The sequence below is a fragment of the Roseibaca calidilacus genome, from assembly GCF_001517585.1.
GTDB classification, from domain to species: domain Bacteria; phylum Pseudomonadota; class Alphaproteobacteria; order Rhodobacterales; family Rhodobacteraceae; genus Roseinatronobacter; species Roseinatronobacter calidilacus.
In genome coordinates this window covers 952,404-965,254 of sequence record NZ_FBYC01000004.1, presented here as the reverse complement: position 1 = coordinate 965,254, position 12,851 = coordinate 952,404, and the positions used below count along the sequence as shown (strand labels likewise).

The 12,851-nt window shown below is 58.6% G+C and carries 15 protein-coding genes, 1 pseudogene and 1 other annotated feature; of the genes and pseudogenes, 9 read left to right on the top strand and 7 right to left on the bottom strand.

Features of this window, described 5'->3' with window-relative positions; genetic code table 11:
• Nucleotides 1-591: 591 nt before the first annotated feature.
• Nucleotides 592-906: a hypothetical protein gene (locus tag AWT76_RS08235; protein WP_072245927.1), complete on the bottom strand. Its 315-nt coding sequence runs from the start codon at nt 904-906 to the stop codon at nt 592-594.
• A 270-nt stretch (nt 907-1,176) separates the two neighbouring features.
• Here AWT76_RS08235 and AWT76_RS08230 point away from each other — a divergent pair, with 270 nt between their 5' ends.
• The 5 genes from AWT76_RS08230 to AWT76_RS16955 all read left to right on the top strand — a co-directional run bounded on the left by AWT76_RS08230 (nt 1,177) and on the right by AWT76_RS16955 (nt 3,721).
• Nucleotides 1,177-1,602, top strand: coding sequence for a hypothetical protein (locus AWT76_RS08230; protein WP_072245926.1), 426 nt, complete (start codon nt 1,177-1,179; stop codon nt 1,600-1,602).
• Nucleotides 1,599-2,012 carry a hypothetical protein gene (locus AWT76_RS08225; RefSeq protein ID WP_245638796.1) on the top strand — a complete coding sequence of 138 codons (414 nt, stop codon included), beginning with the start codon at nt 1,599-1,601 and terminating at the stop codon, nt 2,010-2,012. Before AWT76_RS08230 ends, AWT76_RS08225 begins: the two co-directional genes overlap by 4 nt.
• A gap of 71 nt (nt 2,013-2,083) precedes the next feature.
• A protein-coding gene (locus AWT76_RS08215) for an IS3 family transposase (protein WP_141655913.1) occupies nt 2,084-3,315 on the top strand; the annotation gives its coding sequence in 2 pieces (ribosomal slippage) (nt 2,084-2,378 and nt 2,378-3,315; 1,233 coding nt in all).
• Nucleotides 2,371-2,487, top strand: a sequence feature (AL1L pseudoknot). (Overlaps the previous gene by 117 nt.)
• Before the next feature lie 3 nt (nt 3,316-3,318).
• A complete protein-coding gene (locus AWT76_RS08210) occupies nt 3,319-3,525 on the top strand; it encodes a CsbD family protein (RefSeq protein ID WP_072245924.1) in 207 nt (68 codons plus the stop codon).
• Nucleotides 3,526-3,562: 37 nt separating this feature from the next.
• Complete coding sequence (locus AWT76_RS16955) at nt 3,563-3,721, top strand: hypothetical protein (RefSeq protein ID WP_176699369.1); 159 nt, start codon at nt 3,563-3,565, stop codon at nt 3,719-3,721.
• Nucleotides 3,722-3,818: 97 nt separating this feature from the next.
• Here AWT76_RS16955 and AWT76_RS08205 read toward each other — a convergent pair whose 3' ends face one another.
• Nucleotides 3,819-4,052, bottom strand: coding sequence for a hypothetical protein (locus AWT76_RS08205; RefSeq protein ID WP_072245923.1), 234 nt, complete (start codon nt 4,050-4,052; stop codon nt 3,819-3,821).
• A 179-nt stretch (nt 4,053-4,231) separates the two neighbouring features.
• Between AWT76_RS08205 and AWT76_RS08200 the strand changes: the two genes are divergently transcribed.
• Nucleotides 4,232-4,963, top strand: coding sequence for a Crp/Fnr family transcriptional regulator (locus AWT76_RS08200; RefSeq protein ID WP_072245922.1), 732 nt, complete (start codon nt 4,232-4,234; stop codon nt 4,961-4,963).
• 50 nt (nt 4,964-5,013) lie between these two features.
• On the opposite strand, the gene AWT76_RS08195 is transcribed toward AWT76_RS08200, so the two are convergent.
• On the bottom strand, nt 5,014-5,241 hold the full coding sequence (locus AWT76_RS08195) for a hypothetical protein (RefSeq protein ID WP_245638794.1): 228 nt from the start codon (nt 5,239-5,241) through the stop codon (nt 5,014-5,016).
• 211 nt (nt 5,242-5,452) lie between these two features.
• On the opposite strand from AWT76_RS08195, the gene tnpA reads away from it, so the two are divergent.
• The 3 genes from tnpA to tnpC all read left to right on the top strand — a co-directional run bounded on the left by tnpA (nt 5,453) and on the right by tnpC (nt 8,035).
• Nucleotides 5,453-5,950, top strand: coding sequence for an IS66-like element accessory protein TnpA (tnpA, locus tag AWT76_RS08190; RefSeq protein WP_342667162.1), 498 nt, complete (start codon nt 5,453-5,455; stop codon nt 5,948-5,950).
• On the top strand, nt 5,947-6,300 hold the full coding sequence (gene tnpB / locus AWT76_RS08185; protein WP_072245921.1) for an IS66 family insertion sequence element accessory protein TnpB: 354 nt from the start codon (nt 5,947-5,949) through the stop codon (nt 6,298-6,300). The genes tnpA and tnpB overlap by 4 nt, the downstream gene beginning before the upstream one ends.
• 64 nt (nt 6,301-6,364) lie before the next feature.
• A complete protein-coding gene (gene tnpC, locus AWT76_RS08180) occupies nt 6,365-8,035 on the top strand; it encodes an IS66 family transposase (protein ID WP_072245920.1) in 1,671 nt (556 codons plus the stop codon).
• A 196-nt stretch (nt 8,036-8,231) separates the two neighbouring features.
• Here the strand turns inward: tnpC and AWT76_RS08175 are convergent, their stop codons facing one another.
• The 4 genes and pseudogenes from AWT76_RS08175 to AWT76_RS08165 form a co-directional block, all read right to left on the bottom strand.
• A complete protein-coding gene (locus AWT76_RS08175) occupies nt 8,232-8,873 on the bottom strand; it encodes a YiaD family glycine zipper/OmpA-like lipoprotein (protein ID WP_072245919.1) in 642 nt (213 codons plus the stop codon).
• Nucleotides 8,874-9,048: 175 nt separating this feature from the next.
• On the bottom strand, nt 9,049-9,462 hold the full coding sequence (locus AWT76_RS16950; RefSeq protein WP_176699368.1) for a GNAT family N-acetyltransferase: 414 nt from the start codon (nt 9,460-9,462) through the stop codon (nt 9,049-9,051).
• Between the two features lie 160 nt (nt 9,463-9,622).
• The gene (locus AWT76_RS16945) at nt 9,623-9,769 is read right to left on the bottom strand and encodes a hypothetical protein (protein WP_176699367.1); all 147 of its coding nucleotides are present in this window, start codon (nt 9,767-9,769) and stop codon (nt 9,623-9,625) included.
• Nucleotides 9,770-9,923: 154 nt separating this feature from the next.
• Nucleotides 9,924-12,806, bottom strand: a pseudogene (locus tag AWT76_RS08165) (Tn3 family transposase).
• Nucleotides 12,807-12,851: the final 45 nt, after the last annotated feature.

Genomic DNA, 12,851 nt, shown 5'->3' with positions numbered 1-12,851 from the left:
TACACACCCAGGTGTTCGTGCTTCGGTCAGCCGTTGAGCGCATGCGGCCGGCGGTGGGCAGACCCGGAAATTCGATCTCGATAGTATGCCGTCGCTTTGGGCAAACTGGATCGAAAAGTCCTGTGCGACCGCCAAATCGATGCTACCGGTCATCGGTGCGACAACTTGTGCAAGGCCGCAGCGGCGAGTGCATGTTCTTTCTGGAGGTAGTCGCCGCGAAATTGGTCATCGACCCGCACCTCCCAGATGCCATTTCTTTCGCGCACCTGAACCCCACAGCCCTGCGCTGGCAGGTTTGCGGAGGAGGAATCCTGTCCCGAACTACGTCCGGGCAGCACTGGTTGCCTGTCGGTCACTTTCGGCTCCTTTACTTTGGGCGCGCGCGTGTCTCAAACGAGAACGACGGCGCGGGTAAATTCATTCGCATGATTATCTGTTACAAAGTGACTATATCTGCAGCGTGCGAAAACGTGAGTTCGACGAACCGCTGTGCCGCTCGCAGGCAACGGCCCTAGTTAAAGCTAGTCACGCCAATCAAAAAATAGCCGATGAACGCACCGAAAATGCTGGGCTTCAGCCATGCGCGGTGTTTCAGGGCAGATCCTTTTGTGGCGAAACCTCCGCTTCGTTGTGAATTTTGGTATGTTTCAGAGCCGCGTCCCGGCCCAAAGCCTCTTTCAACTCGTTGTCGGACGTCGCGCGCAATTCGGTGCGTCCTGCATGCCCCCCGCTGCCGTGGACCATCAGGTAGGTCGCTGTCCGTCGATAAGCCTCGAAGCTCAGCCCTTGGAGTAGTTCTTCTTCGACAAGGACTTCATATTCTCCCGCAGGCAGTTCGCCTTGGTATCCCGCCAAGGTAAACGGGTGCGCAAACGTCACCGTCGTTTTGGTAGTCCGCATGGTCATTTCTGGCCTCCGCGACGTTGGCATGTCGGTCGTCCATCACTGTTTTCGGTTCAAGGTCTCGGGCACTGAACAGCCGCAGGATATTTGTTCTTATAGCCAAGACCTATACGATGCGCGCTGACACAAGTTAGTTCCGAGAGCCGCGCCGGTTGAAAATACCCCGGGCCAGTCGCCAGCACTGACCTGTGTAAGCGCACGAGGGCCGTTCTGCGCGTAGCCTATGGGAAACAGGGGCGATCCGCGCACCTGCAACCAAAGAAAGGATTGGCTATGAACGCACAGAATGTGCTCAACCCGCACCCGCCCGAATTTGAGCGGTTTCTCTACGCTTCGGTTGGCAAGGACCGGCGGGGATATGCCGTGACGGTCCTTTCCGCGCTCGCGCGCCTCGGCCTCGATCCATGGAAAGAAACCGCTGAATTGGTCACGCTGGGGCGCTTGGCGGCGCAAACGCGGCTGGGAAAACAGCTTGCTAGATTTTGGGACGTGCCGACATTGGCTGGCGATCACCTAATGGTCGCACGCGATCTGAGCCAATTGTTGCCGGAAAGTCGGGTGTCGGGCAGCCTAAAACGATCTGCCGACACGGTCACTGGCGACCGCATGAGCACGAGCAAAGCGATATGGGTGGCACTCGGAATTGCCTTTTTGCTGCTTCAGGTATTCTTGATCGGCGCAGGAGGGTCAGACGAATGAACACTTCATCTGAGATTTCGAAGACATTGGCCCATGCGGCGCATAAGCTCGGATCGCTGTCCCCGCGTGAACAGGGTGCTCTGTGGGACATGGAGGAACAGTTCTGGACCAGCGGCGCAGACAACGCGCGGGCGACGACGGCGACCAACGCCGTCATGGTGTTCCCCTACCCTCCCGGCATCCTTCAGGGCGACCAGATCTGGACCCATCTTCAACAGCGAACCGGCTGGCGGTCTGTCAAAATGGCTGAACGGCGCATCGTGCGGTGTCGCGACATTGCCATTCTCACCTACCGTGTCTCTGCCGAGAAGCCCGACGTGCCAATTTACAAAGCACTCTGCGCCTCGACTTATCTAAAAGATAACGAAACATGGCTGAGGATCTCTCATCAGCAAACGGTGGTGACTTGAGTGTGGCCGTATCTGCCCACCTGAACCGCCCCGGGTTTACCGGAGGGTAAAACTCTCAGAAGATGGCCCCCATGGACAAGAAGAAGCAAACCCCGAGATACACCGCCGAATTCCGCGAACGTGCGGTTCGGCTTTTCCGCGATCAGCGGCCTGATTACAGCAGCGATAACGCGGCATATTGTGTGATTGCGCCAAAGCTTGGCTGTTCGCCAGACACTTTACGAGCGTGGCACGTGCAGGCGGCCCGGGATGCTGGTGAGCGCTCTGGTCCCAGCAGCGAAGAGAAGGCACGCATCAAGGAACTCGAACGAGAGAACCGCGAACTGCGCCAAGCAAATGAGATTTTGAAGAAGGCGTCGGCATATTTTGCCCAGGCGGAGCTCGACCGCCCATTTCGCAAATGACCGCTTTCATCGCAGATCACCGAGAGGTGTTCGGGGTCGAGCCGATCTGCCGTGTACTGCAGATTGCCCCATCTACCTTCTATGCGCGTGCCGCGATTGCCCGCAATCCTGACTTGGCCTGCAACCGGGCCAAGCAGTATGCCCACGATTTGGTTAAGATAAAGCAGGTCCACAAGAAAAGCAGAGGGCGTTACGGGGCACGCAAGGTTTGGCATCAGCTTCGCCGCGACAAGCAAGACATCGCCCGCTGCACAGTCGAGCGCTTGATGCAAATCTCAGGATTACATGGGGTTACCCGCGGCAAGAAGAAGACGACGATCCCTGACCCCGCCCAGCCGTGCCCAGATGACAAGGTCAACCGGCAGTTCAAAGCGGCATTCCCCAATCAGCTCTGGGTGTCCGACTTTACCTACGTATCGACTTGGCGGGGCATGGTCTATGTTGCTTTTATCATCGATGTCTTCGCCCGCAAAATCGTAGGTTGGCGAGTGTCCACCTCTATGACAACAAGCTTCGTCCTCGATGCATTGAACCAGGCGGTCTGCCAAAGATGTCCTGCGGAAAGCGATGGCCTTATCCACCACTCGGATCGGGGCAGCCAATATTTATCCATCCGGTATACCGAAAGGTTGGCGGACGCGGGCATCGATACCTCGGTTGGAAGCGTCGGTGACAGCTATGACAATGCTCTCGCCGAAAGCACAATTGGCCTGTTCAAGACTGAGGTGATCAACTTTCTTGGCCCGTGGAAATCAATGAGCCAGGTCGAGTGGGAAACCCTGCAATGGGTGAGCTGGTACAATACCGAAAGGTTGCACAGCGCAATTGGCCACAAACCGCCCCAAGAAGTAGAGGAGCAATTCTATGCAAGCATGAACAACCTTGAAAAAGTCGCGTAAATTTTGAACAAAAAAACCTCCGGTAAACCCGGGGCGGTTCACAAAGACCGCATCGAAGTTAGCGCGAAACAGGTTCAAGGCTCTGCCAAGGAGGCCGTCGGAAAACTGACCGATGACCCGCAACTAAGAGCCGAGGGCAAGGTCCGTAAGGCCGAAGGCATATTCCAGAAAGCATTCGGCAAGTTCAAAGGCCTGTTCCATCGCAGCTGATGCCGGAACAAGGTCATTTCAGTGAAAGGCGCAAGACATGGAAAAAGATAAGAAGAAAAAGGCCAGCGGCACTCCGAAAAGTGTCAAGAACCCCAGCGACTATAAAACACGGGAATCTGCCGGTAAGGAAAGCCAGACTGACGCGATGTTCCACAAGACGTCTGGCAAGGGCAAGGCAGGCGCCCGCAAAGGCTAATCTTTGAACCTGGCAGGAGGCCCCGCTGCGACACCCTCGTGTGGCGGGGCGAAAAACCCTGAAAAGCGCGCTTTCGTAGATCGGCACATCAACGTCCCTAGCGACGCCGGACCGAATTTCCTCCGGCTAATATTGCGTTGATCAACGCGGCCACCGCCGCATGAGTTTCCGAATTCTCCGACTCAGGCACAAATTCATGGGCAGCGGCAGCGTCTTTCAGAATGCCGACGATTTCCTTTTCCGGCAGGATGTTACGATCATTCAACGCGAGCAGGAGCGACTCGCAAATGGACAAGGCAGCTGTTCCGGCAATGTCTTGGGGTACGGGCATGATCTGCTTTGCTTTCTGGTAGGGTATGTCGAACGGAGCGCTTCCTCTTTGCGCGGTGGCGCCTCGTGATCGTAGGGATATCGTGCTAAGATGGACTGATCTAAAGCAGCTTGTTCAATAAGTTTTCGGGATATTCGCAGGGTAATGGAAGACACTGCCAAACGAGGGTAAAACCCGAGATGTCCATAATGCAAAGTCCATTGACGCTCAAACTGTCTGCTTTCGTTGCATTGTCCGAAACCGATCTTCAGACCCTGGAACGATACCATCGCCGCAGGCGCATATTTCAGGCCAATCACGAATTGATCCATGAAGGTCAAAAAAATCACTCCGCCTTCATCCTCGCCGAAGGATGGGCTTGCTCGTTCAAAGTGCTGCCAGATGGCGAGCGACAGATCGTGGACTTTCAGCTTCCGGGCGATTTTCTGGGGCTGCGCAGTATCCTGTTCCGCACCGCCGATCACAGCACGGAAGCTGTCACGCGGATCGAGGCTTCGGAAGTTCTGGCGACAGACATTTTCGACAGCTTTGCAGAAGCGCCAAGACTAGCAACTGCAGTTCTTTGGGCCGCCTCTCGGGACGAAGCGATGGTGGTCGAGCATCTTGTCAACCTTGGCCGCCGCTCTGCAGAAGAACGCATGGCGCATTTCCTGCTGGAACTGGGTGCGCGCCTGAAGCTTGTCGGCATTGGTAACAAAACCGGATTCGACTGTCCGTTGACCCAATATCATCTGGCCGATGTTTTGGGGCTGAGCGCGGTTCATGTGAACCGCGTGTTGCGCCAAATGCGCGAACAGGGACTTGTTACTTTCCAGAAAGGCCGCGTCACGTTCGATGATTTTGCCGGCCTTGTCAGGCTTGCGGACTTTGATACCGATTACCTGGATCAGGACGGCCCCTTGCTGCGATGATCGCTCCCCGGCAGATATGCCGGGGAGCGTGGTCAAAACGCGTGCGCGCCTTAGACGAGCGCTTTCTTGGCCGCGTCGAGTTCGCGGTTGCAGTCGCTGTCATTCTTGGCAGTCTGTGCTTTTTCGGCAGCCTGGTAATGCTTCAGCGCCGCGTCCTTCTTGGGGCCTGCGGGGGCCGCATCCCAAGCCGATTTGACAGTTTTCATCTTTTCGGCGGTATTTGATGCAGGAGCTTTGTTGTCCATGACAATGGAACCTTTCTTGTTCTGTTCAAACATGACGAAACCCCGTCACCAAATCCGGGTAAGACCCAAAAAGTGGTTCACGCGGCTTCGTCGATACTTGAAACAATCATTCAACGGCAGGGTAACGTGCCGTCTTGAGTACAATGCACCATCGGGTTCGAGCAGCGACTGATGCAGGTTTGCATTTGGTTGATTGTAAGCGACGGCCACGCCCCATTGATTTGTCCTGTTCCTGACGCGTGGCATGCCTGCGAGAAGGTCTGCGCGCAGATGGAGGTTTCGCATGGCGGATGGTGGCGACGGATTTATGGGTCGGTGTGAAATTGTTGAACCGCGACGGCGCAATCGCCGATGGCCATCGGAAGTGAAAGCGAAGATTGTCGCGGAGAGTTATCAGCCTGGGGCGCGGGTTGTGGATGTGGCACGCAAATACGATTTGCTCCCACATCACCTGTCAGATTGGCGTCGCCATGCCCGACAGGGTCGGTTGGCTTTGCCGGGTGACCTGATGGATGCGCTGAACGGATCGCCTGCGTCGGAGGCGGCGGAGCCTGCCTTTGTGCCGCTGTCAATTCTGCCCGAGCCCATGGATCAGCCGGTGTTTTCCACGGCCGCGGCCGCGCAGGATGGCTCTGGTGTGCTGACGATTGAGGTCGGGTCCGACCTGCGCTTGCGTATTCCCGGTGATGTTACAGTGGAGCGCGCGGCGGCGCTGGTGCGTGCATTGCGCGGGGCGACATGATCGTCGCGGGTCAGAGGCTGCCGATCCTGATCGCGACGAAGCCAGTAGACTTCCGCTGTGGGCACAACGCTCTGGCGCTGATCGTGCAGACGGAGCTGAAGCTCGATCCGCATTCCGGGGTGACGGTGGTGTTTCGGTCAAAACGCGGGGACAGGTTGAAGATCCTTGTGTGGGATGGCACCGGAATGGTGCTGATCTACAAGGTCCTGGAACAGGGCAGCTTCGCCTGGCCGAAGATTCAGGACGGGGTTATGCGGCTGTCTCGGGCGCAGGCGGAAGCCTTGTTCGAAGGTCTGGATTGGCGGCGGGTGGTGGCGCAAAGGGTGCTGGCACCGACTGCGGCAGGATGACTCAGCGGGTCGAATTTGGCATTGTTTTATTGGGCTTTCTGTTCCGGATCTGGTAGAAGGGCGCATGTCGCAAACGCTCGATCTTAGCCAGTTTCCAGACCTGCCGCCCGAGGTGGTGAATGCCTTTGCCGCCCAAAAGGCAGCGCTGGACGCCGCACAGTTTGAGGCGCGGGTTGAACGCGCGGCACGGCAGCATGAACAGGCAGTGGTAGCCGAAAAGGAGGCCTTCATCACCGAGCTGAAGGCGCTGATCGAGAAGCTGGAAGGCCAGGTTCAGGACTACCGGCGCACCAAGTTCGGGCCGAAATCCGAGAAGCTGGACCCCGCCCAGCTAGAGTTGGCGCTGGAAGATCTGGAAACTGCCATCGCCGAGACACAGGCGCAGATCGCCGCTGTCGAAGACAGGATCGCGGTCAGCGAGACAGACCCCGACAAGCGCAAACCACGCGCACCCCGCAAGGCACGGGCACTGCCGGAAAACCTGCCGCGCACCCTACGGGTGGTCGAGCCTGAAAGTATCGCATGCCCCTGCGGCTGCGGGGACATGGTCAAGATTGGCGAAGACCGGAGCGAGCGGCTGGATTACATCCCGGCGCGCTATCAGGTGATCGTCACGATCCGCCCGAAATACGCCTGCCCCAAGGGGCGCACAGGCGTGGTGCAAGCCAAGGCGCCTGCGCATCTGTTGGAGGGCAGCTGGCCCACCGAGGCGTTGCTGGCACAGATTGCCGTCTCCAAGCATTCCGAGCACATGCCACTGAACAGGCAGGCCATGGTCATGGCGCGGCACGGGGTCCCGATCGACCGATCCGTATTGGCCGACTGGATGGGCCGTACCGGGGCGCTGATCGCACCTGTCGTTGACCACATGGCCAAGCGCCTGATGGCCGAGAGCACGCGGCTTTACGTCGATGAAACCACCGCCCCGGTTCTCGACCCGGGGCGTGGAAAGACCAAGACTGGCTATTTGTGGGCCGTGTTGCGCGATGATCGCGGTTGGGGTGGGACTGCGCCGCCGGGTGTGGTGTTCCATTATCGTCCCGGACGGAAAGGCGCGTATGCCGCCGAAATCCTCGACGGCTTCAACGGCACGATCCAGGTCGATGCCTATGGTGGCTATACCCATCTGGCCACATCCAAGCGCACAGGTGGCGATCCGCTGCAGCTGGCTTTCTGCTGGGCGCACGGCAGGCGCAAGCTGATCAAGGCCAAGCCGAAGAAGGGATCGCCCATCGTGGACGAGGCGCTGTTGCGGATCGCGGCGCTTTACAAGATCGAGGACGCCATCCGGGGGCTCGACCCGGACCGCCGCCGGGCTGTCCGGCAGGAAATGTCCCACCCGCTTGTCGATGAATTCTTCACTTGGCTAAAGGCACAGGCCGCCCGCGTCTCGCGCAAATCCGACCTCGGTGAGGCCATGGCCTACATGCTGAAACGGCAGGACGGCTTCAGGCTATTCCTCGAGGACGGACGCGTCGACATCGACTCCAACCTTGTCGAAAACGCCATCCGCAGCCCGGCCATGAACCGCCGCAACGCGCTCTTCGCCGGCCACGACGAGGGCGGGCGCAATTGGGCCCGCTTCGCCAGCCTGATCGGCACATGCAAGATGAACGGCGTCGAACCCTATGCCTATCTGCGTGATCTCTTCACCAAGCTGGCCAATGGCCATCTCGACAAGGGCATCGATGCGCTGATGCCATGGGCATATGCCCAGCAGGACAAGGGTGCATAGGGAACTCGTTGCGTAGTACATTATGAGCTACTGCGCGCCCTCCGATCCGCACCATCTCACCAAAGCGCAAGCCCGGAACCAATGGGGCGTAGCCGCCGCTTGCGGTTGATTTCTTTTTGGATTCACGTTTTGCCAAAATGAAACGGGCAAAGGTGCCGCCCTTGCCCGTTTCAAAAGATGTCATGCGCAAATCGTGTTAGCCGGTCGGTGTAATCACGATTTCGACCCGGCGGTTTTCTGCACGACCTTCCACGGTGTTGTTCGAAGCGATCGGCTCGTAGAACCCGCGTCCCGACACCACGATCCGGTTTGCGTTGGTGCCATTGCGGATCAGAACCCGCGCCACGGCCAAGGCCCTGTCTTGGCTCAGCTGGTTATTCAGCGCCGCCGATCCGACGGTATCGGTATGTCCAACCACTCGGACGCTGGAATTCGGGTGACGGCTCAGGCTTTGTGAAACCTGCGCCAGAGCAGGTTGGAACCCGGACTCGACGACCGAAGACCCGGTGCGGAACGTAACGGCTTCGGGCAAGACGACCCGTAAGTCGCTGCCGGTGTTCGTGATCGAAGCTCCAGTGCCCGCCAGCGACTGGCGCAGCTCGCGCTCTTGTGCGGCCATCTGTGTGCCAATCACGCCACCCAAGGCCGCGCCGAGTGCACCGCCGATCACCGTCGCACCGGTATTACCGCCGATGATCTGTCCTGCCGCAGCCCCGGTCAGCCCGCCGATCACTGCGCCGGTGCCAGGCTGGTTTGCCGTGCCGTCCATATTGGTGCAGCCCATGAGAGTCGCAACGCTCAAAGCGCCCGTTGCCAGCATTCTTGCGTGATAGTTCATGTTACATGATCCTCTGATTGTGCTGTCTGACAGGTGCTGCAAGACCAAAGCACAAAACCGAAATCATCATGGCATGGCTCTTCCTCGGGCTTGCTGATCTACGTTATCTGCCGGGGCATAACGAGCTCTCTATCCACCGCAAACGCGCCCTTTTTCGTAGCTTTCTGCAGTCAAGTCAGTGATGAAGACGGGTCGGTCTGGGTATGCCGGGATCATGCGTATCTACCAAGCCGTCCGTGAAATGCCCAATATCGATATGGGCTTCGCATTCAGCGCCGCATTGCTGGGTCTGGCCACCGGCACTGTGAACAAGACTGCGGATACCATGGTTTTCACTGGCAAAATAAAGATCCGCTGTGCGCACCCCAAGCTTGCTCGCCGCGGCCAACCCATCCAAAAAAAGAGCCTTGCCATAGCCCTTGCCTTGAAAGGTATCTTCAACGGAGATTCCGATCTCCGCATGCCCATCGCGGCCTTTGAACAGTTCCAGCACCCCGACAGTCCGCCCCTCTGCCGAGATGCCAAGGACGATGTCCGGGCGGGCGCGGTCCGCCACGATTTGCAGCGCTTTATCGGGCAAATCGACCATGAAGCGGCTTTGGCGTGACGCATGGCCCAGCCGCTTGTAATGGCGCGACAGCGCGCGCCGCCAATCCGCAAGCCTGCCCGGCAGAACCTGCGGGGTGGGCGTGTTTGGCAGGCGCGGCATGGGCTGTCCTTTCTCGCTGGTCAATGGCGTGGGGCAAAATTCAGGCGGGTAGCCCCAACTGATCGGCGCGCACCTGCGTTCCTGCCTGTCCCTCGACAATCGCGCGCGCATCTTGCAGGCGACCGATCCCCGCTATTCTGCCGCCCGCGCGAATGAAATCGCAGGCTGCACCAATCTTGGGGGCCATGGACCCAGCTGCAAAGGTCATTTTGTCAAGGGCTGCCGGCGTGATGGTTGCGATGGCGGTCTGATCCGGTCCACCCCAATCACGGAAAACGGCTTCGACATCTGTCAGGGGTCTGATGCCGGAGAGTGCAGAATCCTACGCTAAGGCCGTTTGGTCATCTTTTGGGCCACCTGTATTCGCCGGTGAGAAGGATGTGCGCCCACCCGAGGGGTGAGATATGCGCCAGAAGGTTTGCTGAGCAGTCCAAACCATCACTGTGGCGACTATCGACAGCGTGACCGAGATGTTTGTGTTCCAGTAAATGATGATGGCAGCGAGGAGGTTCAGCCCGGCCATTCGGAAGTGCTGGCCTTGGGCTGTTCGATCACGGATTTCACCTTGGCGCCCAATGCGCAGGGCGTTTTTCAGCGCATGATGCGCTTCGCCCTTATTCAGGCCGATTTGGGCACGGCGTTGCATATCGGCATCCAGCAGCCAATCGATGATAAAGAGCGTCCGTTCGATCCGGCCGATTTCGCGCAATGCGACCGCTAGTTCATGCTGTCGGGGATAGGATGCAAACTTCCGCAAGAGTTGGCTTGGGGCCATTGCGCCCGCCACCATCGTGGCCGCGCTGCGCAGTATATCTGGCCAGTTTGAGCTGATGACGGGTTCCCTGACCTTGCCGCCGATCAGGCCCTTCAGTTCTTTTGGGCAGGATGCCGGATCGAAGAGGTAAAGGCGCTTGGAAGGCAGATCCCGGATGCGGGGGATGAACTGAAAGCCCAGAAGGGCGGTGACGGCGAAGACGTGGTCGGTGAAGCCGCCCGTGTCGGCATACTGTTCGCGTATTTTCTGGCCTGCGTCTGTCATCAACAGGCCGTCCAGGATGTAAGGGGGCCTCGTTCACCGTGGCCGGGATGGTCTGGGTGGCGAAGGGGCCGAACTGGTCGGAGACATGGGTGTAGGCTTTCAAACCGGGTTCATGGCCGTATTTGGCGTTGATCAGGTTCATCGCTTCGCCCTGGCGCGTGGTGGGGAAGAATTGCCCATCACTGGACGCGCTGGTGCCACCGCCCCAAAACCGGGCCATTGGCAAGGCGGATTGGCCTTCGATCACTATTGCCAAGGCGCGCGCCATCGCCTCGCTTTCGACATGCCACCGCGACAAGCGCGACAGTTGGAAATAGTCGTGGGTGTTTGTGGCCCCGGCCATTTTGCTGAGGCCAAGGTTAAGTCCTTCAGCCAGAAGCACGTTCAACATGCCGACCCTGTCTTTGCATGGGACGCCCGTGCGCAGATGGGTGAAGGCCTCGGTAAAGCCGATCGCGTCATCCACTTCGAGCAGCAGGTCGGTGATCCTGATCTCTGGCAGGCGTTTGTAAAGATCGAGCACCATGGCATCGGCCTCTTCAGGGACAGCGGCAGTCAAGCGGTCGATCTTGAGCACGCCGTCTTCGATGGAGCCTCCCGGAATGGCACCGGCCCTGGCGGCGCGGGCCAGTAGCTGCAAGCTGTCAGCCAAACGAGATTTACGATCTGCCAGCCAGATTTCCGGTTCGAATGGCATGGCCAGTTTTGGCGTGGCCCTGGCGACTTCGGCGGGAACCAGCGCGTCTTTGAGATCGCCATACCGGCGGGAATGTGCGAGCCAGATGTCGCCGGCACGGAACGCGTCGCGCAGGTGGCACAGGACCGCCACCTCCCAAAGCCGGTTCCCATCGTCGTGATTCAAGTGTCGATGCCATTTCGAAGCCCGGCGCAGAAAGGTCAGTGGCCGGGTAGTCGTCGTTTCCGTACCCGCGATGATGCTGGCAGCTGCCAACAACGGTTCGGCCACCGGGGCTGCCTGAATATCGAGCGCCCGGAGCATGCGCGGCGCGTAGCGTCGGAAACGATGATACCCATGAACAACATGTGCCAGTGGATCAGCCGCCAATGTGTCGGTCAGTTGGGCGGCGGTGGAAACAAGCCCCCTCAGCGATGCCCAGCCTCCGGCGTTTTGGACGGCCTCCATCAGGGAGGCCTGATCTTCATGTGCTTCCAGCAGAGCTGATCCAAAATTTGAGAAGCCCTGCAAGGTGTCTTTCAAAGCAGCCTTGGCGTCATCTGCCCGAGCATCGCATGCACGCTTTGCTTCCCGCCACGTCTTTCCGACAATACGATCGTGGGTCTCAACCACTGCGTCTGCTATGGCGCTGCGCCATTCCAAAGCGCAGACCGCGAGGATGGCAAGGCGACGATCACCTGAAATATCCCGCAGATCACCGGCGAAATACCGTTCCCCTTGCCGTCGGAGGCGCGCGATACGGTGGGCTGGCACACCGACAAGAATAGATCTTTCCACGGGTATGCTCTGCAAGAATTCCAGCCGGTCAAGTAGGCGGTTCATGTCGGCTGAGTTCTGACCCACCTCAAACTGGCGGAGCCAGACGAAGCGGGTGACGGAGCTGTCTGCGGTTTCCGTCAGCAGGGCATCAAGTCGGCTGCGTGTCTTATCATCCAGCCGGTCAGCAATTCGCGCATCGATCCGTCGCTCGGCAGCAACAAGTGCGTCCGCGCAAAGCCGTTCGATAACCGTGATCCCAGGTAGGATGGTCTGGGTCGCCCGGCATTGCTCTACGAACCGCCGCGCCAAATCCTCGTTCGACCGGGCGGTTTCGGCTTCGTTCTCAATCCAGACCTTCAGGTCGCGCGACCCTCGGCCAGTGAACATCTTGTAGTCATAAAGATCCCGCAGGGCAGCCAGGTGTTCGTGGCGCGTTTCTTCCCGGCTTGCATATCCCGCCAGATCGTCCGCTTTCAGCCCAAGTTGCGCCGCCAGAAAACGCGTGACTTCCAGTGGAATGACCTCACCCGGAGTTAGCAAGCGACCGGGGTAGCGCAACGCACAAAGCTGGAGAGCAAAGCCGAAACGATTGTGTGGGCGGCGACGGGCGCGGATGATTTCCAAGTCGTCGTCCGCCAAAGTGTAATGACGCAGCATCACGGTTCGATCAGTCGGAAGGTCAAAAAGTGCTGAGCGCTGCCGCTCGGTCAGGACGGTACGATGCGCCATGTATCTTTTGCTTTCTTATAATGGTTTGTTTATTGATGATTAAGA

Bases quoted from the DNA above. Each gene is read 5' to 3' on its own strand.
- AWT76_RS16950 (WP_176699368.1), bottom strand. From the start codon at position 9,462: ATGGTCGATTTGCCCGATAAAGCGCTGCAAATCGTGGCGGACCGCGCC.
- AWT76_RS16945 (WP_176699367.1), bottom strand. From the start codon at position 9,769: ATGGCCCCCAAGATTGGTGCAGCCTGCGATTTCATTCGCGCGGGCGGC.
- AWT76_RS16955 (WP_176699369.1), top strand. From the start codon at position 3,563: ATGGAAAAAGATAAGAAGAAAAAGGCCAGCGGCACTCCGAAAAGTGTC.
- AWT76_RS08230 (WP_072245926.1), top strand. From the start codon at position 1,177: ATGAACGCACAGAATGTGCTCAACCCGCACCCGCCCGAATTTGAGCGG.
- AWT76_RS08225 (WP_245638796.1), top strand. From the start codon at position 1,599: ATGAACACTTCATCTGAGATTTCGAAGACATTGGCCCATGCGGCGCAT.
- AWT76_RS08175 (WP_072245919.1), bottom strand. From the start codon at position 8,873: ATGAACTATCACGCAAGAATGCTGGCAACGGGCGCTTTGAGCGTTGCG.
- AWT76_RS08200 (WP_072245922.1), top strand. From the start codon at position 4,232: ATGTCCATAATGCAAAGTCCATTGACGCTCAAACTGTCTGCTTTCGTT.
- AWT76_RS08205 (WP_072245923.1), bottom strand. From the start codon at position 4,052: ATGCCCGTACCCCAAGACATTGCCGGAACAGCTGCCTTGTCCATTTGC.
- tnpB (WP_072245921.1), top strand. From the start codon at position 5,947: ATGATCGTCGCGGGTCAGAGGCTGCCGATCCTGATCGCGACGAAGCCA.
- tnpC (WP_072245920.1), top strand. From the start codon at position 6,365: ATGTCGCAAACGCTCGATCTTAGCCAGTTTCCAGACCTGCCGCCCGAG.
- AWT76_RS08195 (WP_245638794.1), bottom strand. From the start codon at position 5,241: ATGTTTGAACAGAACAAGAAAGGTTCCATTGTCATGGACAACAAAGCT.
- AWT76_RS08235 (WP_072245927.1), bottom strand. From the start codon at position 906: ATGACCATGCGGACTACCAAAACGACGGTGACGTTTGCGCACCCGTTT.
- tnpA (WP_342667162.1), top strand. From the start codon at position 5,453: ATGCCTGCGAGAAGGTCTGCGCGCAGATGGAGGTTTCGCATGGCGGAT.